27 protein-coding genes are annotated in these 24,717 nt (G+C 64.0%); 13 read left to right on the forward strand and 14 right to left on the reverse strand.

Features of this window, described 5'->3' with window-relative positions; all coding sequences use genetic code 11:
* Positions 1–6 precede the first annotated feature (6 nt).
* Positions 7–600, forward strand: coding sequence for a hypothetical protein (locus CH305_RS13630; RefSeq protein WP_094609463.1), 594 nt, complete (start codon positions 7–9; stop codon positions 598–600).
* 10 nt (positions 601–610) lie between these two features.
* On the opposite strand, the gene CH305_RS13635 is transcribed toward CH305_RS13630, so the two are convergent.
* Both CH305_RS13635 and CH305_RS13640 read right to left on the reverse strand, forming a co-directional pair.
* Entirely contained in the window at positions 611–1,732 is a 1,122-nt protein-coding gene (locus tag CH305_RS13635) for a DUF4873 domain-containing protein (RefSeq protein ID WP_094703953.1), read from the reverse strand.
* On the reverse strand, positions 1,725–2,513 hold the full coding sequence (locus CH305_RS13640; RefSeq protein WP_242640209.1) for a TetR/AcrR family transcriptional regulator: 789 nt from the start codon (positions 2,511–2,513) through the stop codon (positions 1,725–1,727). Before CH305_RS13640 ends, CH305_RS13635 begins: the two co-directional genes overlap by 8 nt.
* A gap of 131 nt (positions 2,514–2,644) precedes the next feature.
* Between CH305_RS13640 and CH305_RS13645 the strand changes: the two genes are divergently transcribed.
* Genes CH305_RS13645 through CH305_RS13660 form a run of 4 tightly spaced genes read left to right on the forward strand, consistent with a single transcriptional unit; the run spans position 2,645 to position 6,790 of the window.
* On the forward strand, positions 2,645–3,601 hold the full coding sequence (locus CH305_RS13645; RefSeq protein ID WP_052058266.1) for a diiron oxygenase: 957 nt from the start codon (positions 2,645–2,647) through the stop codon (positions 3,599–3,601).
* Entirely contained in the window at positions 3,598–4,461 is an 864-nt protein-coding gene (locus CH305_RS13650; RefSeq protein WP_094703954.1) for a diiron oxygenase, read from the forward strand. The genes CH305_RS13645 and CH305_RS13650 overlap by 4 nt, the downstream gene beginning before the upstream one ends.
* Positions 4,458–5,945, forward strand: a complete 1,488-nt coding sequence (locus CH305_RS13655) for an NAD(P)/FAD-dependent oxidoreductase (protein WP_094703955.1) — start codon at positions 4,458–4,460, stop codon at positions 5,943–5,945. Before CH305_RS13650 ends, CH305_RS13655 begins: the two co-directional genes overlap by 4 nt.
* On the forward strand, positions 5,942–6,790 hold the full coding sequence (locus CH305_RS13660; protein ID WP_094703956.1) for an SDR family oxidoreductase: 849 nt from the start codon (positions 5,942–5,944) through the stop codon (positions 6,788–6,790). The genes CH305_RS13655 and CH305_RS13660 overlap by 4 nt, the downstream gene beginning before the upstream one ends.
* A gap of 37 nt (positions 6,791–6,827) precedes the next feature.
* Here the strand turns inward: CH305_RS13660 and CH305_RS13665 are convergent, their stop codons facing one another.
* Entirely contained in the window at positions 6,828–8,210 is a 1,383-nt protein-coding gene (locus CH305_RS13665) for an AarF/ABC1/UbiB kinase family protein (RefSeq protein WP_094703957.1), read from the reverse strand.
* A gap of 2 nt (positions 8,211–8,212) precedes the next feature.
* Complete coding sequence (locus CH305_RS13670; protein WP_094617546.1) at positions 8,213–8,761, reverse strand: carboxymuconolactone decarboxylase family protein; 549 nt, start codon at positions 8,759–8,761, stop codon at positions 8,213–8,215.
* A 91-nt stretch (positions 8,762–8,852) separates the two neighbouring features.
* On the opposite strand from CH305_RS13670, the gene CH305_RS13675 reads away from it, so the two are divergent.
* Complete coding sequence (locus CH305_RS13675) at positions 8,853–9,782, forward strand: ABC transporter substrate-binding protein (protein WP_256983730.1); 930 nt, start codon at positions 8,853–8,855, stop codon at positions 9,780–9,782.
* Positions 9,783–9,787: 5 nt separating this feature from the next.
* Here the strand turns inward: CH305_RS13675 and CH305_RS13680 are convergent, their stop codons facing one another.
* From CH305_RS13680 to urtA, 6 genes are all read right to left on the reverse strand, one after another.
* The gene (locus CH305_RS13680) at positions 9,788–10,456 is read right to left on the reverse strand and encodes a GntR family transcriptional regulator (protein ID WP_032401809.1); all 669 of its coding nucleotides are present in this window, start codon (positions 10,454–10,456) and stop codon (positions 9,788–9,790) included.
* A gap of 11 nt (positions 10,457–10,467) precedes the next feature.
* A complete protein-coding gene (gene urtE / locus CH305_RS13685) occupies positions 10,468–11,160 on the reverse strand; it encodes an urea ABC transporter ATP-binding subunit UrtE (protein WP_032401810.1) in 693 nt (230 codons plus the stop codon).
* The gene (gene urtD, locus CH305_RS13690; RefSeq protein WP_032380315.1) at positions 11,153–11,983 is read right to left on the reverse strand and encodes an urea ABC transporter ATP-binding protein UrtD; all 831 of its coding nucleotides are present in this window, start codon (positions 11,981–11,983) and stop codon (positions 11,153–11,155) included. Before urtD ends, urtE begins: the two co-directional genes overlap by 8 nt.
* A complete protein-coding gene (urtC, locus tag CH305_RS13695) occupies positions 11,980–13,071 on the reverse strand; it encodes an urea ABC transporter permease subunit UrtC (protein ID WP_094703958.1) in 1,092 nt (363 codons plus the stop codon). Before urtC ends, urtD begins: the two co-directional genes overlap by 4 nt.
* The gene (urtB, locus tag CH305_RS13700) at positions 13,068–13,952 is read right to left on the reverse strand and encodes an urea ABC transporter permease subunit UrtB (protein ID WP_027498414.1); all 885 of its coding nucleotides are present in this window, start codon (positions 13,950–13,952) and stop codon (positions 13,068–13,070) included. Before urtB ends, urtC begins: the two co-directional genes overlap by 4 nt.
* A 72-nt stretch (positions 13,953–14,024) precedes the next feature.
* Positions 14,025–15,302 (reverse strand): urea ABC transporter substrate-binding protein, encoded by a 1,278-nt coding sequence (urtA, locus tag CH305_RS13705; RefSeq protein ID WP_032401813.1) that lies wholly within the window; start codon positions 15,300–15,302, stop codon positions 14,025–14,027.
* 207 nt (positions 15,303–15,509) lie between these two features.
* Here urtA and CH305_RS13710 point away from each other — a divergent pair, with 207 nt between their 5' ends.
* Both CH305_RS13710 and CH305_RS13715 read left to right on the forward strand, forming a co-directional pair.
* Complete coding sequence (locus tag CH305_RS13710; protein ID WP_037148761.1) at positions 15,510–16,031, forward strand: hypothetical protein; 522 nt, start codon at positions 15,510–15,512, stop codon at positions 16,029–16,031.
* Between the two features lie 225 nt (positions 16,032–16,256).
* Positions 16,257–16,691: a hypothetical protein gene (locus CH305_RS13715; protein WP_052058185.1), complete on the forward strand. Its 435-nt coding sequence runs from the start codon at positions 16,257–16,259 to the stop codon at positions 16,689–16,691.
* 19 nt (positions 16,692–16,710) lie between these two features.
* Here the strand turns inward: CH305_RS13715 and CH305_RS13720 are convergent, their stop codons facing one another.
* Together CH305_RS13720 and CH305_RS13725 are read right to left on the reverse strand one after the other, a co-directional pair.
* Entirely contained in the window at positions 16,711–17,730 is a 1,020-nt protein-coding gene (locus CH305_RS13720) for an agmatine/peptidylarginine deiminase (protein WP_094609617.1), read from the reverse strand.
* 23 nt (positions 17,731–17,753) lie between these two features.
* Positions 17,754–18,740 carry a nitrilase-related carbon-nitrogen hydrolase gene (locus tag CH305_RS13725; RefSeq protein WP_094703959.1) on the reverse strand — a complete coding sequence of 329 codons (987 nt, stop codon included), beginning with the start codon at positions 18,738–18,740 and terminating at the stop codon, positions 17,754–17,756.
* Positions 18,741–18,822: 82 nt separating this feature from the next.
* Between CH305_RS13725 and CH305_RS13730 the strand changes: the two genes are divergently transcribed.
* The 5 genes from CH305_RS13730 to CH305_RS13750 all read left to right on the forward strand — a co-directional run bounded on the left by CH305_RS13730 (position 18,823) and on the right by CH305_RS13750 (position 22,316).
* On the forward strand, positions 18,823–19,419 hold the full coding sequence (locus tag CH305_RS13730) for a TetR/AcrR family transcriptional regulator C-terminal domain-containing protein (RefSeq protein ID WP_032401816.1): 597 nt from the start codon (positions 18,823–18,825) through the stop codon (positions 19,417–19,419).
* A gap of 67 nt (positions 19,420–19,486) precedes the next feature.
* On the forward strand, positions 19,487–19,696 hold the full coding sequence (locus CH305_RS13735; RefSeq protein WP_094703960.1) for a helix-turn-helix transcriptional regulator: 210 nt from the start codon (positions 19,487–19,489) through the stop codon (positions 19,694–19,696).
* Position 19,697: 1 nt separating this feature from the next.
* Positions 19,698–20,180 (forward strand): hypothetical protein, encoded by a 483-nt coding sequence (locus CH305_RS13740; RefSeq protein ID WP_032401817.1) that lies wholly within the window; start codon positions 19,698–19,700, stop codon positions 20,178–20,180.
* 138 nt (positions 20,181–20,318) lie between these two features.
* Complete coding sequence (locus CH305_RS13745; RefSeq protein ID WP_094703961.1) at positions 20,319–21,530, forward strand: MFS transporter; 1,212 nt, start codon at positions 20,319–20,321, stop codon at positions 21,528–21,530.
* A gap of 18 nt (positions 21,531–21,548) precedes the next feature.
* Positions 21,549–22,316, forward strand: a complete 768-nt coding sequence (locus tag CH305_RS13750) for a MerR family transcriptional regulator (protein WP_165430231.1) — start codon at positions 21,549–21,551, stop codon at positions 22,314–22,316.
* Positions 22,317–22,334: 18 nt separating this feature from the next.
* Here the strand turns inward: CH305_RS13750 and CH305_RS13755 are convergent, their stop codons facing one another.
* Entirely contained in the window at positions 22,335–23,852 is a 1,518-nt protein-coding gene (locus tag CH305_RS13755; RefSeq protein WP_032380325.1) for an APC family permease, read from the reverse strand.
* On the reverse strand, positions 23,845–24,699 hold the full coding sequence (locus CH305_RS13760; RefSeq protein WP_032401819.1) for a universal stress protein: 855 nt from the start codon (positions 24,697–24,699) through the stop codon (positions 23,845–23,847). The genes CH305_RS13755 and CH305_RS13760 overlap by 8 nt, the downstream gene beginning before the upstream one ends.
* Positions 24,700–24,717 lie beyond the last annotated feature (18 nt).

The following is a 24,717-nucleotide window of genomic DNA, read 5'->3' on the forward strand; positions in this document are numbered from 1 at the left end:
CCCCTCATGGTCGAGACAGAAGCATCCGAGGCGAAGGCAGCAGTGCCCGATGAGAACACGGCAATGCCCGAGGAGAAGGCGGCAGTGCCCGAGAACTCCACCCGGCGCCGGCGAATTCGGTGGTCCGTGGTCGCTGCCGCGGTACCGGGCATTGCGCTCGCGGTGGTGTTCGGTGTGCTGTGGCGTTCGGCAGCAGGCGATCTGGCCGACGAGCGTACCCATGATCAGGACCGGCAGATGGCGTTGAACACGGCGACCGAATACACCGCGCGGTCGTTGACGTACGACTACCGCAATCTCGACGCCTTCTTCGAGGGTGTCGATCAGGGGGCGTCGCAGTCCCTGCAAGACAGGTACGACGGTGTCCGCGAGGCGCTCACGGCGATCATGAACGAGTCCCAGGTGGTGGCGACCGGCGAAGTTCTGTCGGCAGCAATCGATTCCGAGTCCGGAGGCGAGTACAAGGTTGCGGTGTTCGCTCAGCAGACGACGCAGAACGTGCAACAGCCCGACCCCGGCAAGGTGCCCAACCTTCTGTTGGTGACGGTCACCGATCAGGACGGGCAGTGGATCGTGAGTGACTACGGACCCAAGACTTAGGTCCGTCGGTTCAGCGGACGTTGGTAGCGCTGTTGGTAGCGCTGACGAACTGCGCGAGGCCGCGCACCTCCTGCTCGATCTCGGTCATGCCGTGTGTCTCGAAGATCGACGTGAACTGATTCTTGTCGAACATGCGGATCCCGACGTGTCCCGACACCGCACCCAGAATCGACTTCACCGGCGCGGCACTGCGGCCGTAACTCGTCATGATTGCAATCCGGCCGCCGGGGCGAAGGACGCGGATCAGTTCATCGACGACTGTCAGCGGGTTGGGCATCAGGTAGAGAGCCGCGTAGCAGCAGACGGCGTCGAACGTGTTGTCGGCGAAGGGAAGTGATTGCGCATCACCTCGCATGTAGGCGGCGTGAGGACCGCGATTGTCGCGGACGGCACGCCTGATCATCTGCTCGGAAATGTCGAACCCGATGGCGATGCCATCACCGCTCAGGTGGTCGGAGAGGTACCTGGTGAAATTTCCCGGTCCTGATGCCACGTCCAACACACTCATGGCTCCGGACAGGCGCAGGTCTGCGACGGCCTTTGCCCGTTCGGCGGACATGGACAGTCCGCCGACTCCCATCATCGCGACGCCGGCGGGCCGCCAGAGCTTTTCGTAGATAGACGCCACCAGCGGGTTGTTCATGGCCCGGCTGGCCGCCGTGGGTGACGGTGCAGGCGTGCCGCCGAGCAGTTCCACATAGCCGTCGGTGGTGACGGCACCCGCGCGAAATTCGGGTTCGAGCAATGCCGCGGCGCGTTCGAGAGCCCGACTCTCGAGTTTCGGCGCAACGACGCCGTCGGCCCCGCTGTCCGGATCTACGTCGGGTTCGAGCGGATACGGCGGCATCCCGGTGCCCTGCAAGCGGTATCGGCCCCATGGGTCCACGTCGCTCACCAGGACGGGCACGTCACCGCTGTCGGTGCTGAGTCTGCCCTTGCGGCTGCTGCCTGCGGCCTCCATGAACCCTTGGAGTGCTTCGTGTGGCCGTACTCGTCCGTACCACCGGAAGACGCCGTCGATGGGTTGGGAGTGCCCCCGTAGATCGATCTGAACATCGAACTCCGCGGCCGGATTGTCGAAGGTCAGCATGGCCGGGCCGCGGTAGTCGGGCTTGCCGGACAGATCACTCACGGGTTACTTCCTCCTGGTCGCGAACGAATGCGAGATGCATGGGTCGATCGGATTCGATGCGAATTTCGAGGAGCGCACTCGAGGACTCGACGAGTCCGCGCACGATGGCCGCCAGATGGGCGGTGAATCGTTCGATCGTCATGGCGGGTTCGTGCTGGTCGGAGCTACCCAGCCACCAGTCCGTCGCGGTCGCCACCGCTCCGAACGTCGAATAGGAAACCATCTCGACGGTCGAATTGTCCACTGCCGGTACCTGTATGGCGTCGGCCAGCACGCGGGCGACCATGTTCGACGCGGTTCGCGCGGAATCCAGGGCCGGGTCACCCGCGGAGCCGTCTGCGGTCCGGCGGTCGCCGGTCCGGGTCAGGAAGTGGCCGTGCACGAGAAACCGAAACAGATTGGGGTGATCGGTGACCACTGCCGCGTACGCGGCAACGCCATGATCGATCAGATCGGCAACCGAATCCTCGAAGAGGTTGACGGTGCCCATGATTCGGTCCCACAGCAGGTCCTGGACGTGCTGGACGATCGCGGCATGCAGATCCGATCGGTCGGCGAAATGCCGGTAGAGCTTGGGCTTGGCCGTACCGGCGACCTTCGCGATGTCGCCCATGCTCACGTTCGGACCGTGAACCTCGATTGCCACCAGAGCGGCGGCGACCAGGTCCTTGCGCACCTGAAGTCGGTGCTCACGCCAGCGCTCGGTACGCGCATCGATTTTCTTGCAGTGGGACGAGTGACGACCATGTTCGGGGTTGACACGTCCGGTGACTTGAACCACACTCGTCATATTACCTACTACCGCCGGTACTGGCTACCGCGAGTTTCGGTTACAAGAAGTCGCGGGGGCGTCATCGATCACGAGGGGGATCGGTTGTGAAGCGAGCAAGTGTCGATGAACGGGTGAGTGGCGTGGGGGCCGCGGGGCGCACGGTGCTGACGACCGAGGACCTGTCCGCCACCCGGGCGCGGGCCGTCGGGCCTCGTGAGAAAACCGCGAATCGCTTGCTGAAGTCGACTGCCAACAAGTTCTACGACGGCGAAATCGACATCGACTGGGCTGCTCCGGTAGTCGACGGTATGCGGTGGATGCCGGAGCATCGAGTCTCGCTGTACCGAACCAAGCTGTGGGACAAGCTCTCCGAAGAGCAGCGTCGCGAACTGGGTCGGCACGAGATCGTCAGCATTCTCTCGTTCGGTATCTACGCCGAGGGTTTTCTCAGCGCAAACCTGCTACGGGTGTTCGGAAAAGGGACGTTCTCCGACCATTCGATGTACTCGATAGCCGAGGTGGGCGAGGAATCGCGCCACTCGATCATGTTCGGAAAGCTGATCGAGAAGGCGGGCCTGAAGCCGTACCTCATGCCGAGAGCGGGTCTGATCATCGCGAAGATCGGTCAGTTTCTTCCTCTCGGGCCGGCGACCTACGGCGGGACGCTTCTCATCGAGGAGGTACTCGATCGGGCGCAGCGAGAAGCTCAGAACGATCCCGAAATGCAGCCGCACCTGCGGCAGATGATGCGCATTCACGTGATCGAGGAATCCCGGCACATCACCTACGCCCGTGAGGAAATGGTGCGGGCGATGAAATCGACCAATCGGGTCAACCGCGCGGTCCACCGCGTCATCCTTGCGACGATCGCCAACTTCACGTACCTCGCACTGATCAATCCGCGCGTGTACAGATCCGTCGGTATCAATCCGATTCGCGGGATCGTCACCGCAATGGCCAGCCCCACCTACAAGACCAACATGCAGTTCTTCTCCGAACCCATGATTCGGTTCTTCGCCGATGCCGGCATGTGCGAGGGCGTTGTGACCCGTCGCCTGTGGAAAATGACGCGGGCAATGCCGGACGATCTGGCATGAGCCCACGCTCGTCGGCGGTTCAGTACGATCCGCACGTCGACATCGACTGGGAATCACCCTGGCAGAGTGAGGCGTCGGCGTTGCCGCGAGACTCGGTGACGTTGTACGGGACCCGCCTGTGGGGCAGGTTGGCCGAGCAGGACCGGCGTACCTTGGCTCTGCACGAGGCAGTGAGCAGATGGAGCACGGTGTCGTATCTGTCGGCCATGCTGATCGGAACCCAGCTCAGGCGAGTAGCGGAGGAGGGGCTCAACAGCGCCGATTCTCGCAATGCTCTCGACGAGGTTGCGGGCGGTTCGCGGACCACGATCACTTTCGGACGGCTGGTTCGCGCCACGGAAGTGGCACCCTACAAGCCGCCGCGGGGCACGACCACAGCCGTCAAGCTGTTGGGCTTTCTACCGCTGGGTGCAGCATCGCATGCGTCCGTCTTGTTGGTCGAGGAGACCTTCGCTCGGTCGATGGCCGGTGCGGTGACCGACCCCGGTATCGAGCCCCACGTTCGACAGGCCGTGAAGATCCATGGGCTCGGTAGCGCCGATCGTTTTGCGTCCGCTCGATCGGAAGTGGTTGCTGCTCAGAGTAACTCGAATGCGGTGGCTCGCGCGTACAACCGTGTGCTGCTCGCTCTGCTGGCCAACGTGATTCTTCGTCTCGGAGTGTCGTTCGAGGTGTACCGATCCATCGGCATCAGTCCTGCTCGGGGCGCGTTCGTGTCGCGGCGTCGGCGATCCGAGATCAGGCGGCGGGACGCGGAGAACACCGTTGCCTTCCTCGATTCGGCCGGGATGCTCGACGGCACTATCACCGCAGCGCTGTGGAGACTGACCGGTGTGGTGCCATCGAACGGTCGACGATGACGGTGCACCGCACGGGTGTGCTGATCGTCGGGACGGGGTTCTCCGGGCTCGGCATGGCGATCGAACTCCGTAAGCGCGGGCGCGAGGACTTCCTGGTGCTGGAGAAGGCAGACGAGGTCGGCGGAACCTGGCGCGAGAACACCTACCCCGGATGCGCCTGCGATGTGCCGTCGCACCTGTATTCGCTGTCGGGAGAGCCGAATCCGTACTGGTCGAAGATGTGGTCGGGTCAGCCCGAAATTTTCGCGTACCTGAGGTCCCTCTCCGACAAGTACGACGTGCGCCGGAGCGTCCGTTTCGGCAGCACCTGCTCCGGCGGGTACTGGGACGAGAGACAGGCGCGCTGGCACGTGAGCACCACCGAGGGAGACGAGTACATCGCACAGTTCCTGGTCTCGGGCGTCGGTGCGCTCCACATACCGAACATCCCGACGCTCCCCGGCATCGAGAACTTCACCGGCAAGGCGTTCCACTCGGCCCGGTGGGACCACGAGGTCGATCTCACGGGCAAGCGAGTGGCCGTGATCGGAACCGGTGCGAGCGCAGTGCAATTCGTGCCGGAAATCGCCGGACGAGTGGCGCAGTTGCAACTGTATCAACGCACACCGGCGTGGGTGCTGCCGCGTCGGAACTTCTCGGTGCCGCCGGTGGTGCAACGAGTGTTCGCACGGGTACCGCTGCTACGGAGAGCTTTTCGGAACTCGGTGTACTGGAGCGCGGAGGCGTTGGCCATCGGCCTCAACGGCCACTCCTCGCTGTTGCGTCCCGTCGAATTCGCAGGCAGACGCTTCATCCGCAGAGAGATCTCGGACCCGACACTGCGCGAGAAGCTCACCCCGAGCTACCGAATCGGCTGTAAGCGAATCCTCGGCTCCAACACTTACTACAAGGCGCTGAATTCCACACGTGCCGAGGTGATCACCGGCGGCATCGCCGAGGTACGCGAACGCTCGATCGTCGACCGTGACGGCACCGAACGCGAGGTCGACGTCATCGTCTATGCGACGGGCTTCCACGTCACCGACGGCTTCGACGGCATGAACGTCGCCGGCGTCGGCGGTCGAAAGCTTGTGCAGCACTGGCAGAAAAACGGCATTGCAACCCACCTGGGTATCACCGCAGCGGGATATCCCAACGCGTTCTTCCTACTCGGGCCGAACACCGGCCTCGGTCACAACTCGGTGGTGTTCATGATCGAGCAACAGATCAAGTACGTGCTGCGGGCAGTGCAACTGGTCGAGCAGAGCGACGCGGATGCGATCGCCGTTCGTGAGCAGGTACAGGACCGCTTTGACACAGAGATACAGCGCAAGCTGAGAAACGGGGTGTGGAGCACCGGCGGTTGCACCAGTTGGTATCTCGACAGCACCGGGGTGAACCGAACCGTCTGGCCGGGTTTCACCTGGCAGTACTGGCTGCGTACCCGCACGATCGATCCCGCCGAATACGAACTGCTGCAAGCGAAAGAGAACGTGAACGTATGAAAAATCTCGGAAACAAAGTCGCCGTCGTCACCGGAGCCGGCTCGGGCATCGGACGAGCACTGGCGATCGACCTGGCCGGCCGGGGTGCGCAACTCGCGCTGTCCGATGTCGACGCAAGCGGACTCGCCGACACGGTGGCTGCGTGCGAGAAGGCCGGGGCCAAGACCCGTTCGTACGAGTTGGACGTGTCCGACCGCGCCGCGATGTACTTCCACGCAGACTCGGTTGTGAGCGACTTCGGCCGGGTCGACCTCGTGGTCAACAACGCCGGAGTCGCGCTGAATGCGGACGTGCTCGACATGAGTTGGGACGACTTCGAGTGGGTCATGAACGTCGACTTCTGGGGAGTTGCCAACGGCACCAAGGCCTTCCTGCCCGCGTTGATCGACTCCGGCGAGGGGCATCTGGTGAACATCTCGAGCGTGTTCGGTCTGATGGGTATCCCGGGCCAAAGTGCCTACAATTCCGCCAAGTTCGCTGTTCGCGGATTCACCGAGGCCTTGCGTCAGGAGATGAAGATCGGGCGACACCCCGTCGGCGTGACGTGCGTGCACCCGGGCGGCATCAAGACCAACATCGTGGCCAACGCCCGAGGCATGGACAGCCTGGGCGACGCCGACAAGGTGTCCGAAGCGTTCCAGCGGATCGCCAGAACAACACCCACTCGCGCAGCACAGGTCATTCTCGCGGGCGTGGAGAAGAACAAGCCACGAGTGCTCATCGGCCCGGACGCACGTGGTTTCGACACCATTCCTCGCATCATCGGCCCGCGCTATCAAGACATCATGGCGCCGCTCAATCGACTCGGCACCGCAGCGGGCAAGAAGTTTCGCGTCAGCCAGTAGCGGATCATCTATTCCGGGAGTGGAGCCTGCGGAACGACTATTGGGCCCGGTCTCGCCACTGCTGCTCGGCGACGCCGAGTTCGGTGGCGGGGGAGTCTCCGTAGATCCATTCCCGAGCGATCCTGTGCCAGTTGGCCGTTGCTCCCAGCTGGCCGAGAACGCCGAACGTCAGAAAATCTGCGCGACGTGAGAACAGGTGCTCGGGAGGCAGGCTCTGTCGCTTCATACCGGTGAATTGACCGCCGCGCGGATCGATCGCGAGCATCAGACCACTCGACGCCAGCGACGGTGTCACTGTCATCGCCCGGTCCACGAGGTTCCATTCGGACGCCGCGTAGACGTACTCGAGACACTCGTCGGGGGTGACCCCGGAGGACGCGTCGACGATGCCGCGGGCGATCATTGTGGCGAGCAGATCCTCACCGCGTTCCTCCGAAGCCATCCGTAAGCAGTCGATCTCGAACGCGACGTGTTCTGCTCGCATGCGGTTGAACAGACCGAAGTCGATGAATCCCACGCGGCCGTCGGTGCCGAGCAGGAGGTTTCCCGGATGCGGGTCCCCGCAGAATTCGTCGTACAGGTAGAGCGAACCGATGTAGAAGCGGTAGACGATCTCGCCGATGCGATCACGCTCGGCAACCGGTAGCGAGCGGATGTGATCGAACGAGACGCCGTCGAAGAACTCGGTGACGAGAACTCGCCGTGTGCACAGTTCCTCGATCGCGTCGGGAACGGCGACGAACGGGTGACCGCGAAATCGTCGAGCCAAGACCGATTGGGTGCGGGCTTCTTCGATGTAGTCGAGCTCCCGCTCGAAATTCTGTCGTAGTTCTTCGATCAGCTCCGGTGCCGCCACTGCAGGCAATGCGTTGCGCCAGAACTCGAGGAACAGTGCCAGGTTCTTCAGGTCCGCGCGCACGGCCGCGTCGACTCCGGGGTATTGGATCTTGACGGCGACGGCTCGGCCGTCGGGCAGGTGGGCGCGATAGACCTGGCCGATCGAGGCTGCGGCAATGGGCTGTCGATCGAAGTCTGCGAAGAGGTTCTCCACGGTCTCGCCCAGCTCGTCCTCGATGACGGACAGCATCACCTCGACATCGACTTCCGGTGCGCGATCGCGCAGAGCGGCGAGCTTGTCCTGGAAGCGTTGTCGATGCTGCTCGGGTACCAGGGCGAGGTCGAGTACCGAGAGCATCTGGCCCAGCTTCATCGCCGCGCCCTTCATGCTACCGAGCACTGTCACGAGTTGATCGGCTGCCTGAAGCGATCGTTTCTCCGAGATCCGTTCTCGCAGTTCCTCGGACCGACCGATCATCGACATCCGGGCCCCGGCACCGCGGATGGCCTGACCGGCCACCGCGCGGCCGAGGGCGCTTCCCCGCGCGGCCCGCGAGGTGGGTATCGGACGATCGGTGGGCATCTTCAGCGTTCGGTGTAGTCGCGTTCGACGCGCAGGGTACCGAGAGTGGTTGCCAGGCCGTCGTATTGGGTGACCAACAGCATGAACTCGAGGAGTCGACGTTCGTCGAACTGCGTCGCGAGCTCCGCCCAGGTGGCGTCGGCGAGGGTCTTGGTGGCAACGAGCTCGTCGACGGCGGTCAGAATTGCGCGGTAGCGCGAAGACAGACCCGGTGCATCGGGTCCGGTCTTGATCGACTCCAGCAGGTCGCGGTCGATGCCTGCGCGCCTGCCCAGCCGAATGTGGTGGTCCATCTCGTACGCAGATTCTCGGAGGTGAGCCACGCGCAGGATCACCATCTCGGATTCCTTGCGCGAGATCTTGCCGCCGGGCATCAGGTGCCCGCTGTAGAACAGCCATGCTCGGAACAATCCGCCGGTGCGACCGAGGGTGGTGAACAGATGGGGATTCGGCACACCGGCTCCCTTGGCGATCACCTTGCAGATGACCCAGTTGATGGGCCCGAGAGTTGTGGCGGTACCGGACGGAATGCGTGGAGTGGTCACAGCCACACCGTACCGACTGGGAGGCCGTGAGTCACCGGATACAAATAGGGTAGGCTACCCTATTTGTGATTCCGAACTATGTTCTCACGGAGGACCCTTGACGAAGTTCCATGCCCGCATCACGGCCCTCGCCCTCACCGTCGCCGCCTTCGGGGTGACGGCGACCGCGTGTTCGTCCACCGACGCCTCCTCCGACGGGGCAGGCAGCGCAACGCGATCGATCGAGACCGTCCGGGGAACGGTCGACGTTCCGGAAACCCCACTGCGCGTGGTCACACTCGAGCCGGTCGAGCTCGACACCACCGTCGCGCTCGGCGTCGTGCCCGTCGGCACCGCGGTGCTCAGTGAGGTGAGCGGCGTACCGTCGTATCTCGGTACGGAAGCGGCAGGCATCGCGACCGTCGGCACGGTGGCCGAACCGACCATCGAGGACATCGCGGCCCTGCAACCCGACCTCATTCTCGGCACCGAGACTCGGCACACCGAGTACTACGACCAACTCTCCGCCATTGCGCCGACGGTATTCATCGCCTCCCAGTCCGATCCGTGGCGCGACAGTGTCCGGTTCGTCGGGCGCGTACTCGGCAGAGAGGCGAAGGCCGAGGAACTGCTCACCGCATACGACGACCGTTGCGCGGAGATCGCCGAGAAGTTCGGAACCGAGGGGGAGACAGCACAACTCATCCGGCCACGCAACGGTGAGCTGACCTTGTACGGACCGTCCTCTTTCGCGGGCAGCACCCTCGAGTGCGCAGGGTTCACCACTCCGCCGCGGCCGGAATGGGCCGACGAGATCTCGGTGGACCTCTCGCCCGAACTGGCAGCCCAGGCGGCAGCGGACTTGATCGTCGTCACCGCCACCGATCCGTCGGACCCGGCGGCGATCCCGGCGTCGATCACCGCCAACGCGGTCGCGCTGCCGAATCCGCACGCGGTGGATCAGTCCTACTGGATCACCGGCGTCGGACCCAAGGGTGGACAGGCCGTGCTCGACGACATCGATCGAATCCTGTCGGGGCGCGGTTGACACTGTCAGATCCGGACGGCACCCGCCAGGGCCGCGGCCTGCTGGGCTCGCTCGACCACTCGATCGCGCGAGGAATCGATGTGGGCGAGAAGTAGTTCCAGAGCCGTATCGAGGGTCCCCGCCAATACGTGCTCGACGATGTCGATGTGCTGATCGATCGCCGAGACGACGGCCGATGCATCGAGTCCGCCGAGTATCCGTACCGGACGTACCTTGGCATTGACGGCGCACAGCGCCTCGGTGAGTGCCGAATTGCCGGACGCCGCAAGCAATGTGACGTGGAAGTTCTCGTCCAGCGCCACCAGGTCGTCGGTGGTGTCGGGTGGGTCGGTGCGTAGCGCGACCCAGGTGTCCAGCAGAGTCGACAGTGCTGCCCGATCGAAGGACTGCGACGTCGAACGTGTGATGCCGCGGGCCTCGAGTGTGGCCCGTAACTCGTAAAGATCGGGCAGGTCGCCGAGTCGGGGTCGATAGGCGTGCAGGCCGGCCTCGTCGCGGGTGACGAGGCCGTCGGCCTGCAACCGTGCCAGGGCCTCCCGCACGGGAGTGCGTGAGACCCCGTACAACTCGGCGAGACGCTCCTCGCCGAGCCGCTCGGTGGAGCTGATGGCACCGGAGATCAGATCCCGGCGCAGTGACGAATAGACCTTCTCGCGAAGGTCACTGCGCGGCACGATTCGTCCGGTCAGATCGCCATGGCTGCGCGCACGTCGGCCTCGGACTCGCTACCGCCGACGCCGGTCGAGGTGATGCGGCCGGCCTCGAGGATGTAATAGTTCTGCGCCGACTCGAGGGCGAAGCCGATGTGCTGCTCCACCAGTAGCACTCCGAGACCACCGCGGCGAGTGAGCTCGAGGATGGTGCGTTCGATCTCGGCGACCACCGACGGCTGGATACCCTCGGTCGGCTCGTCGAGAATCAGCATCCGAGGTTCGGTGATCAATGCCCGCGCGATGGCGAGTTGCTGGCGCTGCCCGCCCGAGAGCAATCCCGCTCTGCGGCCGAGCAATTCCTTCAACGCCGGGAACAGGTCGAGTGCCTCGTCGATCAGTGCCTTGCCGCGCTTGCGGCCGTCGGCCACCACCTGCAGGTTCTCGGCCGTCGTCAACTGGCCGAAGGACTGCTGACCCTGCGGCACGTAGGCAAGGCCACGGGCGACGCGAGCGCTGGGTCGCAACGCACTGACGTCCTCACCGTCGAACATGACCTTGCCGGAGTTCACTTTCAACAATCCGACCGCTGCGCGCAGCAGCGTCGTCTTGCCCGCACCGTTGTGGCCCATCACCGCGGCCACACCGTCGGCCGGAACCGTCAGCGAAGCACCGTGAATCACTTCGCTGCGGCCGTAACCGGTACGCACATCGACCAGTTCAAGCATGACCGGCTCCCTCTTCTGCGATCTGTTCGAGTTCCTCGCCCGCCGCTGCGGTGCCGAGGTAGACCTCCTGGACCTTCGGGTCGGCCTGTACCTCGGCCACTGTGCCCTCGGCCAGAACGCGTCCGGCAGCCAACACCGTCACCGAGGTGGCGAACATGCGCATGAAGTCCATGTCGTGCTCCACCACCACCACGGTCCGCTCACCGCCGATGCGCTGCAGCAGCTGGCCCGTCTCCTCGCGTTCCTCGTGGCTCATGCCGGCGACCGGCTCGTCGAGCAGAAGCACGTCGGCGTTCTGCACCAACAGCATTCCGATCTCGAGCCACTGCTTCTGACCGTGCGCGAGGATTCCGGCCGCCTTGTCCCTTTCGGCCGTCAGACCGATGGTCTCGAGGGCCTCCTCGATGGCAGGCAGCACCGATCCGCGACGACGCAACATCGTCAGTACCGATCGTCCGGATCCGGCGGCGATGTCCAGGTTCTGCAGCACCGTCAGATTCTCGAAGATGCTGGCGGTCTGGAAGGTTCGGCCGATGCCGAGCCTGGCGATCTGATGCACCTTCTTGCCCAGCAGTTCGACGCCGGACTTGGTGACCGAGCCGGTGGCCGGAACGAGACCGGTGATGGCGTCGATCAGCGTGGTCTTACCGGCACCGTTGGGTCCGATGAGAAAGCGCAGATCGCCCTGCATCAGCGTCAGATCGACGTTCGTGTTGGCCTTGAAACCGTCGAAACTGACCGTCAGATCGCGGACTTCGAGGTACTGACTGGACATGCCGGCGTTGCCGCCGAACGTGGGCTGCGGGCCTTCGACATGAATCATCGTGCGAGTTCCTTCTCTGGTTCTGCGCTCGACTCGGGGACCGATTCGGCTTCCTGCTTTCGCTTGCGCAAGGCGAAGAGTCCGGCGATGCCTGCGGGGAAGAATCCGACGACCACCACGAACAGCAGACCCTGCGCGTACGTCCAGCCGGACGGGAACTGCTCGGACAGCGTGGTCTGAGCCCACGCGACCCCGAGGGCTCCGAGGACCGGGCCGAGAAGGGTGGTGCGGCCGCCGATGGCGACGCCGATGAGGAACGCGATGGACGGGACGATGCCGACGTCGTTGGGGGAGATGATGCCGACGATCGGAACGAACAGTGCCCCGGCCAGACCGGCGAAGAAGGCCGCGGCGACGTACGCCACGATCTTGACGTTGGCCGGGTCGTAACCGAGGAAGCGGACGCGCTCCTCCTGATCACGCACCGCCACCAGCAGCTCGCCGTAACGCGAGTACATCAGCTGGCGGGTGATGGCGACGACGGCGAGCAGCACGCCTGCGGCGATGAAGAAGAGCATCTGCTTGTTCGCGGGGTCGTTGAGGTTGAACCCGAAGAACGTGCGGAACCTGTTGAGCCCGTTGGATCCGCCGGTGCTCTGCTGTCCGATGAGCAGGATGGCGAAGGCCGCGGCCAGGGCCTGGCTCAGGATCGCGAAGTACGCGCCCTTGACTCGGCGCTTGAACACGCCGAGGCCGAGAACCAATGCCACCAGGGCCGGCACGAACAGGATGCCCAGGATCGTCGAGATGGGTGAGGTGAACGGCACCCAATACGAAGGCAATTCACGGATACCGGCGATGGACATGAAGTCCGGTACGTCGTCGCCGCGTAGATCTGCGTCCGAGATCTTCAGGTGCATGGCCATGATGTAGGCACCGATACCGAAGAACACGCCCTGGCCGAGAGTGAGCATTCCGCCACGACCCCAGGCCAATCCGATTCCGACGGCCACGATCGCGTAGCAGATGAACTTGCCCAGCAAATTCAACCGGAAGTCGCTGAGGACGGCCGGAGCAACGGCGAACAGCAGGATCGCGGCGAGGGCGAATCCCAGTAGAGCGCCGCGCTTGGCGATGAACTCGCTCATACCAGGCTCCTTGTCTTGACGGCGAACAAGCCCTGCGGGCGGGCCTGCAGGAAGATCACGATGAGGACGAACACGATGACCTTGGCGATCGAGGCCGTGGTGCTGTATTCGATGAACGAGTTGAGGATTCCGAGGGCGAAGGCGGCGATCACCGCGCCCTTGATCTGGCCGAGTCCGCCGACGACGACCACGAGGAAGGCGTCGATCAGATAGCTCTGTCCCACAGTGGAACTGGTGGATCCGATCAGAGTCAGTGCCACGCCCGCGACTCCCGCCAAACCGGAGCCGAGGAAGAACGTCGAGATGTCGGTCCTGCGGCTCGAGATGCCCGAGGTCTCCGCGAGATCGCGGTTCTGCACCACCGCGCGGATGCGTCGACCCATCGCGGTCTTCTTCAGCGCGATCGACAGTGCGACAACGGCGACGACCGCGAGGACGAGAATGAAGATTCTGGTCTTGGGCACCACCGCACCGAGAATGTCGACGCCGCCGCTCAGCCATTCCGGGGACACGACGTTGACCGCCGGAGCGCCGAAGATGTCGCGAGCGAGCTGCTGCAGGATGAGCCCGACGCCGAACGTGACGAGCAGGGTGTCCAGTGGACGGTGGTACATGCGCTGGATCAGCGTCACCTCGAGCAGCACACCCATCGCGCCGCCGACGAGGAAGCCGACGATCAGCGAGATGAACAGTGATGCGCCGCCGGTCGAGACGATCTGCTGCACAACGTAGGCCGTGTACGAACCGGCCATGATGAACTCGCCGTGCGCCATGTTGATGACGCCCATCTGACCGAACGTCAGTGAGAGCCCGAGGGCGGCGAGCAGAAGAATGGATCCGATCGACAGGCCGGTGAACAACTGTCCGATCACGACGTCCATGGGGGAGCTCCTTCGGAGCATGTGAGTGGAACCTCGTAGCAGGCTACGAAGTTCCACTCACATGGGTGGTGGTCAGTTGAGGTCGGAGGCCCAGTCGTAGGTCTCGAGGAACGGGTCGGGTGCAATTGCTTCGGGGGACTCCCACACCGTGTAGATCAGTCCGTCGGGGCGGATCTCACCGATGCGGGCGGTCTTGGAGATGTGGTGGTTGTCGCCGTCGATGACGACCTCACCCTCGGGAGCGGCGAAGCTGACGCCGTCGGCCGCGGCCTGAATGTCGGCCACCGCAAAGGAATCGGCCTTCTCGACGGTGTTCTTCCAGAGGTAGACCGAGGTGTAGGCGGCTTCCATGGGATCCGAGGTGGGCTTGTCGGCACCGTACTTCGCTTTGTAGTCGGCGACGAACTTGGTGTTCTCCGGGGAGTCGACGGTCTGGTAGTAGTTCCAGGCGGTCAGCTGGCCCTCGATGTTGGCTGCTCCGATGCCCGCCACTTCCTCCTCGGCGATGGACACCGAGATGACCGGCATGTCAGCAGCTTTGAGGCCGGCGTTGGTGTACTCGCGGAAGAACGCGACGTTGGAGTCGCCGTTGAGGGTGTTGAACACCGCGTCGGCGTCGGCGGAGCGCACCTTGTTGACGATGGTGGAGAAGTCGGTCGAGCCGAGCGGGGTGTAGTCCTCGCCCTTGATCTCGATTCCGTTTGCCGCGGCGTAGGCCTTGATCTCGCGGTTGGCCGTCTGCGGGAAGACGTAGTCGCTACCGACCAGGTAGAGCGACTTGACGCCCTTCTCTTTCAGGTAGTCCAGGGCCGGAATGATCTGCTGGTTGGTGGTGGCACCGGTGTAGAAGATGTTCTTGGATGCCTCGAGGCCCTCGTACTGCACGGGGTAGTAGAGGAGAGCGTCGTTGTCCTCGAACACGGGCAGCATCGCCTTGCGCGACGACGAGGTCCAGCCGCCGAAAACTGCTGCGACACAATCGCTGCTGATCAGCTTCTCGGCCTTCTCGGCGAACACAGTGGGCTCGGACGCGCCGTCCTCGGCGACGACCTCGATCTGCTTGCCGTTGACGCCGCCGGCTGCGTTGATCTGCTCGACGGCCAGCGCGATCGAATCACGCACCGTCACTTCGCTGATCGCCATGGTGCCGGACAGGGAGTTGAGCGAGCCCACCTTGATGGTGTCACCCGAGGTGTCCACGCACGAGGTGGCTGTGCTGCCGCCGCCGTCCGCGGAGGTGGTGTCGCTCGCCTTGCTGCCGCAGGCGGTGGCGACCAGGCTCAATGCAGCCAGAGCTGCGGGAACGACCATGACGCGCTTGACGGACATGCGCTTCGAGACAGCAGGCATCTACGGCCCTTTCGGAGTTTGTATACAGAGGTGTATTCGCGATTGCGAACAGTAAAGGGAAGTTATTGCGCCGGTATGTTGCGCGGTGACGAGTCTGTTTCCCGCGTTACGTCGACGTAAAAGCAGGCGAGTGACAATCATCCTTGACATTTTTTGACAAGCAGAGTTGACTTTTGGGAAATCCGTAGCCCAAAGGAAGGGTCGATCATGAGTGCATTCGTCACAGCAGCCCGATTCGTCGGAGACCTCGACGACGAGTTCTATGCCGACGAGCTGCAACGCGACATCTGGAACGAGGCCTCGGCCGTCGGATTTCAGTCTCTACTGTGGATCGGACTGATCGGTGGCGCGGTCCTGCCCTACGCGGCGGGTGTCACCGGAGCGTGGATGGCGCTCGGCCTGTTCTTCGTGCTGATCTCCGTGTCCTTCGTGGTGTTGGGATACGCCAGGGAGCGAGGGATCGACATGTACGCCTCGCAGAAACTGCGACGCTCGCGGATAGCGTTCGCCGGACTGCTCTTCTTTCTCGCCGGTGCAGGAGCGGCCCTTCGCCTCCTGGCTCACTACGGCGGCGGCAATCTTCAGTCCCTGTGGATCGGGGCTGCGATCGGTGCGCCGGTGGGGCTCGCCGCTGGAGTGGTGGGTATCAAGAATCGGCGGCGTCGGGTGCAGGAGGCCGAGCGCGCCGCCGAGAAGGCCGAACTGCTCGGGTTCGACCCGAACAAGTGACGTAATTACTGTGAATCGTCCTAGACCTGGGATTACAGGACGTAAGGATACGTAAAGGTATCGGTTTCGATCAGTCCGTTCGCAGTTCCGCCGTCCGGGAGGTATGTTCTGTCCGATGACATCACGATTGTCCGGTGTCAGCGGCTGTTGCAGGGCTGGTCGGACGCGGGTTCGTAACGTGGCCGAGCGTGCGCCCGATGATAAGAGAGGCTCGGTTCGAGGCCGATGACGATGTGCACTACCAATCCGCCCTTCGTCGCGCCACGAAGTACCAACGAGACCACGTCGGACGTTCACCTCACGGTGGAGCACGCTAACAGGGAAGTCGAGGCCGTGCGCAGAGACAAGAGCTACCTCAGACTCGTTGGATCGAGCACGCCGCAGCCCACCATCGAGGTTCACGGCGGACCCAAGACCATCACCGTTCACGTCGACAACGTCCTGCCGGGTCAGATGTGCGAGATTCTGCACAACGGCATGCTGTCGCTGAGCCACCGCGTCACCGTCGGCGACAACATCTCCAGCATCGACATCATCACGTTCGCCCTCAAGCCGGGCGAATACAACGTGTCACTCCGTCTCGACGGACGCTTGGACTGCGTCACCGAAGCGCAGACCGTTGTCGTCGGCGAGCAGTTGGAAGTTCGACGCAGCTCGTAGGACTTCCGAACGCCGACCGTCAGCCGCGATCGCGCGCCGACGGTTGGTGCTGGGTGATGCAGTGGATGCCACCGCCTCTCTCGAACAGTGGCCTCGCGTCCACGCTCACCACCTTTCTTCCTGGATAGGCGTCTCGCAATACCGCCGCTGCCTCACGGTCGGCCGGGTCGTCGTAGCTGCAGGCAATCACGCCGCCGTTGACGACGAGATGATTGATGTAGCTGTAGTCGACGAATCCATCCGCATCCCGCAACGTCTGCGGAGCCGGCACCTCGACGATGTTCCACTCTTCACCCGAGCCACTGTGAGTGGCGCGCAGAGTGTCGATGATCAGCGCGCTGACCTCGTGATCGGGGTGAGCCCGGTCTCGTTGACTGTGCACCAGAACGGTTCCAGGAGACGGGATGGCCGCGACGATGTCGACGTGGCCACGGGTGCCGAACCGCATGGAATCTCGCGTCAATCCGCGTGGCAGCCAGATGACATGCTGCGCACCGATGGTCCGCGCCAGCTCCGCCTCGATGTCGGCTTTCGTCAGGCTCGGATTGCGACCGGGATCGAGTTGCACGGTTTCGGTGACCAGTACGGTGCCTGCGCCGTCGACCGCGATGCCGCCGCCCTCGTTGACGATGGGTGACGTAATCCTCTGTACTGCAGCCTGATCGGCGACGAACTCGCCTATGCGGCAGTCCTTGTCCCACTGCGCCCAGTCCTGTGCGCCCCAGCCGTTGAAGATCCAGTCGACGGCAGCAACCGAACCGTCGTCCGAATGAACGAATGTCGGGCCGATGTCGCGCATCCATGCGTCGTTCAGCGGTGCTTCGACGATGTCGATATCGCGAGAAAGGTACGTCGCGGCCACCGCGCGCTCGGCCGGATCGACGACGACGGTCACCGGCTCGAACTCCGCTACCGCATGCGCGACGGCCGCCCAGGTGGAGCGGGCCTCGTGCTTTGCTTCCGGATCGTCGCCGAGGGAGTAGCCCTCGCACGGGAACGCCATCCACACCTTGTCCTGCGGTGCCGTCTCGGACGGCATCGTGTATTGCGTTGCGGTCGTGGTCACTTGATCACCGGCGTCGCAGCGTGTCCGTCGCCGTAGGGGGCGTCCGAGCGCACCGGCTCGGTCAGGCGTGAGTAGGTGTCCGGTCTGCGGGTGAGCAGAAAAGGAAAGAGCTCCAACCATTCTCGACGCTGATCGAGGTCGAGATCCGCGACGAGCACGGCTGGTTCGTCGCGCGGTGCCTGAACCAGGATGCGGCCGTAGGGATCGGAGATGAACGACGACCCGTAGAACGTGATCTCGCCTTCGTCGCCGCACCGGTTGGGCACCACCATGAACAGGCCGTTGGAAATTCCGTGTCCGACGATGACGTGCTGCCACAGCGGCTGGGTGTCGAACGCCGGGAACGACGGCTCGGACCCGATGGCCGTCGGGTACGCGAGTATCTCGGCGCCGCCGAGTGCGTAGCTGCGTGCGACCTCGGGAAACCACTCGTCCCAGCAGGTGGGTAGACCCACCCGGGCACCACCGAGTTGCTCCGGTGAGTAGACGGGGTACGGGTCGTCGGCCGGGCCGGGGCGGAAGTAGGTGTCTTCGTAGTAGCCGGCCGAGATGGGGATGTGCAGCTTGCGGGTTCTGGCCAGTAGTTCGCCGGAGGGCGAGACCATGATGGAGGTGTTGAAGCCCAATCCGTCTGCTGCCTCGGACTTCTCGTACAGCGAGGCATGGACCACGATGCCGTTGGCGGCGGCGGCCTCGGCGGCCAGACCGAATGTGGGCCCGGTCGTCAGATCCTCGGCCGCGCGGCCGGGGTTCGCACCGGCGGGGGTGTCGGCCGGGTAGCGCAGCAGGGTGATCTCGGGCAGGAAGACGACCTGCGCCCCGAGGCCTGCGGCTGTGGAAATGGCCTCGAGCAGTTCGCCTTTCGATGCGGCTGCATCGGGATTCCAACGATGCTGCACCAGACCGACCCGCAGTGGCGGCCGATCGGTCGGGGTGGTCCGGGTCAGCGCCTCGGGTGGCGTGAGGTTCGTGAGGGTCAGCATGCCGATCTCCTGTTAAAACGAATGTGATTCGTTAAGTATCGTTGATGTCTGCCCCGAACGCAACGGATACGGGAGAAATGCTGTGGGAAGACCGTCGGCACCCCTTCTCGACGTCGATCGCATCACGACGGCGGCCCTGACTCTCGTCGAAGAGTCGGGTGGATTCACCATGCCTCAGCTGGCCAAGAAGCTGAAGGTCAGTCCGTCCTCGCTCTACAACCACGTGTCCGGACGTGACGAGATCATCGAATTGCTGCGGGGTCGGGCGATGTCCGAGGTGGAGATGCCGGACGCCGGTATGCCGTGGCGTGAGGCGCTCGCCTGGATCGCGCGCGGGTATCGAAACAGCTACGGGCGCTACCCACGGTTGATCCCATTGCTGACGGCTCAGGCCGTGAACAGCAGTGCTGCGTTCGGGATGTACAACACGTTGGCGCGGGTGCTGACAGATGCCGGCTTCGCGCCTGCCGACGTGCTCCGCATCATCACCGTGCTCGACAGTTACGTGTTGGGTTCGGCCTTGGATCTGGCAGCTCCCGAAGCACCGTGGCTCAGTAGCCGCGACGTGGAACCGGAACTGAAAGCTGCACTGGACGCTGCGGGGGAACTGCACGAGCGGTCCGAGGATGCCTTCGAGTTCGGGCTGCAGGCTCTCCTGATGGGCCTCGAGCCGCGGTAGCGACGCCGCATCGTTGTTGATGACAAGAGGGGTTGACATTTTTTGACAAGTCCGCTTGACTTCTGTCATGAACAACGCGCTGAAAACCAATGCGGTGCGTGAACACCGGAAGGCTGCGCGGCTGACCCAGGCGGAGCTCGGTAAGGCCTGCGGGGTTTCCCGGCAGAGCATCGTCTCCGTCGAAGGCGGCGACTACGCACCGAGCGTCTACCTGGCACTGAAGCTGGCCGGGGCATTGGACACCACTGTCGAAACATTGTTCGGAAACGAGGAGTGACATGAGCACATTCACCAAGACCATGCGAATCGTCGGCGATCTGGACGACGAGTTCTACGACGACGAACGCCAGCGTGATGTGTGGAACGAAGCCTCCGCCATCGGTTTTCAACTGTTCCTCTGGGCAGGCCTCATCGGCGGTGCAATTCTGCCATGGGCGGCGAACACGACCGGAGCATGGATTGCGCTCGGGATTCTCGTCGTCTCCACGTTGATCAGCTTCGCGACGATCGGCTATTCGGCGGTCCGCGGGGTGAACATCTACACCGCAGCAAACGCGGGACGGCTCCGAGGGATCATTGTCGGTGTGATCGCAGCAGTCGGCTACGTCGGAGTCCTCGTCAGGCTGCAGCCGGACGTCTACTCGCAGGTGAGCTCGTGGGCAGGCGCAGCCGTAGGTGCGGTGGTCGGGGGCGGCGTCGTCGCACTGATCATCTGGCAGATGCGTAAGCGCAACGCGCGTTTCGAGGCCGAGGAAATCTGAGCAGCAGTCCTGGGTCGGTCGTCGACGGGTCGCGACTCAGCGTCGAGGTCCGTCACGCGCTGCCCTCGTGTCGGCATCGTGGCCCGATGTGCACGCACAGCTTGACCTTGACGCAACGTCAATGCAGATCATCGAAGCATGAGTCGTATCCGTCTTGCTGTTCCGCTGTACATCGGTGGCGCGTCGTTGTCGCTTTTCGGCAACTCGGCCATCACTATCGTCCTGCCCTGGTTGGTGCTGGCCACGACAGGAAGCCTGGCGTCGGCAGGTCTGATCGCTGCGGCAGCGGGCATCGCAGCGGTGCCGGCAACGTTCGCCGGTGGTCGACTGATCGACCGATTCGGGGCACGCAACGTGGCCGTCGTCTCCGATCTCGGTAGCGCGACTGCGGTATTCGGCCTGATCGTGGTGAGTGCGACGGTGGGGTTGTCGGTGCCATGGTTCGTGGTGCTCGGAGTGGCAGGCGCTGTCTTCGATGTGCCGGGGATGACGGCTCGTCAGGCGATGCTCGCCGACGTCGCGTCGATCTCGGGGACGTCGGTCACGGCGGTGGCCGGGTTCTTTCAGACCGGTTTCTCGCTGGCGTTCCTGGCCGGACCGGCTTTGGCGGGTTTGCTGTTGAGCATGCTGGATCCGATCGACGTCGTGGCCGTCACGGCCGCCTCGTCGGCGGCCGCTGCGGTGCTGACTGCGTTGGTTCCGGTTGTGGGGCAGGCGTTCGCGGCCGGTGCCGCGGGGTCGGGGAGTGCGCTGGACCTGATCCGTCGCACACCCGCGCTGCGCGCGATGCTGCTGTTCGCGTTTCTCGCGAGTCTGGTCACCCCGCCGATGATCAGCCTGCTGCTGCCCGGTCACTTCAACGAGATCGGCGAACCCGGGCAGCTCGGCCTGGCCATGTCGGCGTACGCCGTCGGTGCCTTGGCGGGGTCGGCCTTGTTCGCTTTTGTGGCCGCCCGATCGCGACGGGCCACGTTCGTGACGGGAATGGCTGCGATGACGATCGGTATCTGGCTGTTCGCACAGCTGCAGGGGTTCTTGATCGTCGCGGCCGGGATGCTCGTGATGGGTCTCGGATCCGGGCTGTTCGGTCCGATCTGGAATGTCTACGTGGCCGAACAGGTCCCCGCAGATGTTCGGGGGCGCGTCCTCGGCTGGTTGAACATGAGCGGGCTCGTGGCCGGTCCGATGGGGTTGGGACTGATGTCGGTGGTGCTCCTCGGCGGCGATCTCGGTCTCGGGGCCGTCGTCATGGGAGTCGGATGGACAGCTGTTGCTGCCTATGCGGTGCTGAGTCCGGGTGCGCGTGAGCTGACCGAACCGGTGCAGCACTCTGCCGGAGTGGACGGTTGATCGGCAACAATGGTCGCCATGCTGCGTATCGGTGAGCTGGCTTCCTATGTGGGAGTGACGACCCGAACCGTGCGGTTCTACCACCAGCAGGGGCTGTTGGACGAGCCACGACGCGACACGTCGGGTTACCGTCTGTACGACGGGGAGGCCGTGCTGCGGCTGTCACGTGTTGTTGCTCTTGCCTCGGCCGGTGTGCCACTGGCGCGCGTCCACGAGCTACTCGACGCCTCGCAGGAAACACTCGACCTCGCCTTGCTCGAGATCCACGCCGACCTGAACAGCAGGATCGAACGTCTGGAGAAAGATCGCGACAGACTGGGGCTGTTGCGCGCGGGCGACGCGCTGGTCCTTCCCGATCTGATCGTCGGCCTGATCCAGCACCTGCGCGACGCGGGCATCGATACCGGAGTGGTCGATCACTATCGCGACGCCTGGATACTGACGTATGCCGTCTACCGGCCCCGGCTCGATCCCTGGCTGAAGGAGTTCGGTGCCGTCATGCTCAGGGACCCGGGCTATCTGGCACTCATGGTGCGCTCTTTTCGAGCAGCCGAGCTCGAACCCGAGGACCCACGGATCCAGGAGCTCGCGGACGACACGGTCGAATGGATGATCGACACCTGGGCCAGTAACGCCCGCGAATGGTCGTTCGAGCGCGGTCTCGACGACCCTGCGGCCAACGCACTACTCGCGGAGCAGTGGGCCGACCGGCCTGCCTGGGTGCGCGTCACCGAGCTGATCATGCAAGGTCTGCAGGAGCGCGGCATCGAGCATTCCCCACCCTGACGAAGGCCAGGGGGATCGTCAGTCTTCGACGATCAGTGACGGAGTATCGCGGCGGAGAATGTCGCCCTTGAAGAACTCCGGCTTGCGCAGTGCCACCACCAACATGATGACGATGCCGAGGACGATGATCCCCACGCCGATGAGGAAGACCATCCCGATACCGAACAGTGATGAGCCGCTGCCGAACTCGGGATCCCACGCATCGACCGAGGTCTGCACGAACACCACGGCCATCCCGACCCCGCCGAGTAGCGGCGCGAGGAACTTGAAGAACACGTTGCGCGTGCTGGTGAACAATTCCTCGCGGAAGTACCAGACGCAGGCGAACGCCGTGATGCCGTAGTAGAAGCAGATCATCAGTCCGAGTGCGGCGATGGTGTCGGTGAGTACGTTGTCGCTCACCACCCGCATCACGGCGTAGAAGCCGGCCGACGCGCCGCCCGCCACCAGCGTCGCGAAGCCTGGAGTGCTGAATCGCGGCGTGATGGAAGCGAACCGCTTCGGTAGAGCCTGATAGTGGCCCATCGCCAGCAGAGTGCGCGCCGGTGAGATGAACGTGGCCTGCAACGAACTGGCCGAGCTGCTCAGCACGGCGAGCGAGAGCAGAACCGCGAACGGTCCCATCACCGGCCCAGCGAGAGCCGCGAACACGTTGTCGGTGGTGTCGGGATTCTGCAGTCCGTTCCCGGTATCCCCGGTGCCGGCGAACAGCAGGGTGGCGACCGCGGTGAGCAAGTACAACACGATGATGAAGAACACCGTCACCAGAGCGGCGCGGCCGGGAATCTTTGCGCTACCGGACGTTTCCTCGTTGACCGTCAGACAGACGTCCCAGCCCCAGTACATGAAGATCGACAGCGACAGGCCGGCCGTGAATGCAGAGAAGCTCGGAATGCCGAACGGATCGAACCAATCCAGGCTGAACGAGATGTCGTCGGCCCCGTCGCCTGCCCCGACCTTCACGAACGCGGCAACGATGAACCACGCCATCACCAGCAACTGGAAGCCGAGCATCGTGTATTGAACGCGCTTGGTCTCCTGCATACCGCGATAACACAGCCACGCCGACAGCGCCATGAACACCAGGCACGTGACGATGTTGACGAGCTTGTTGCCGGTGAGGTCGGCCACCGAATCGTTGCTGGTGACCTGCGCGAGAAAGAGATAGAAGAAGTCGACGGCCACTCCGGCGAGGTTGGAGAGCACGATGATGGTGGCCGCGATCAGACCCCACCCGCCCATCCAGCCGACGTAGGGGCCGAAGGCCTTGGACGCCCACGTGAAGGACGTACCGCTGTCGGGTTCGGCCGCGTTGAGCTCTCGATAGCCCAAGGCCACCAACAACATCGGGATGAAGCCCACGATGAAGATCGCAGGCAGGTGCACCCCGACCTCGGTGACCGTCGGCCCGAGCGATGCCGTCAATGCGTACGCGGGTGCGATGGTCGAAATGCCCAGCACGACACTCGCGAGCAGCCCGAGCTGGCCGGCCGACAGGCCCTTGGACTCGACGTCCACTACCTTGTGCTCATTCATCGCCGGCCTCTCTCGGAACAACGATCATCGGAACGGGGACGACCCGAAGCATCTTGGCGGCAACCGATCCCAGGAAGAGCCGGTGAGGCTGCGCGAGTCGAGACGAGCCCACCATCAACACGTCACCGCCGTGCCAGTCCAGGGAGGAGGCGGCCTTCTCGATGCCGGAACCCTCGGCCACCGTCAACTGCACCTCCGAACCGTCGGGCAGTCCGGCTTGTACGGTGCGCAGCACGTCCTCGGCCTTGGCGAGACCTCCTGGCCCCGGTGCTGATCGCTCATCTGCGGAAACGAGGGAGAGCAGGCGCAGTGGCAACTCGGCGGTGGCAGACAGGTCGGTGGCCGCCTCGACGAGTTCGGCTGCCCCCGGACGATTTCCGATGGCGCAGGTGATCTCGCGAATGCGCTGCGGGGGAGAGTGCCGATACCCGCGCGGTGCCAGCGCGAGGGGCACGTGCGCGACGTGCAACAAATCGCTGGTGACGGTGCCGATCGAGTGGCGTCCGAGCAAACCGTCACCGGCCGCGCCGACGACGATCATGTAGGCGTCACACTCGTCCACACAGTCGAGCAGGCCCTGTGCGAACGACTCGTCGAACAGCAGGTGAGTACGAGCCTCGACGTCCTCGGGCACCAATTTCAGTGCCTCGTCCAGCCAATCGGTGGCCTGGTCGATCAAGATGTCGTCGTAGGCCGCCTCGACCGGCGCCTTGGAGGGCACCGGACGCTCCTGCGGCAGCACCAGGCAGATGTCCAGCGAGGCCTGCAGCGAACGCGCGAGCGTTGCGCCCAGGGCGATTCCGTCCGCGCCACTCGGTGTTGCCTGGTACCCCACGATCAGACGCATGGGCGGACCTTCCCTGAG

It is taken from the genome of Rhodococcus sp. 15-649-2-2, assembly GCF_002258645.1.
In the GTDB taxonomy this organism is placed as follows: domain Bacteria; phylum Actinomycetota; class Actinomycetes; order Mycobacteriales; family Mycobacteriaceae; genus Rhodococcoides.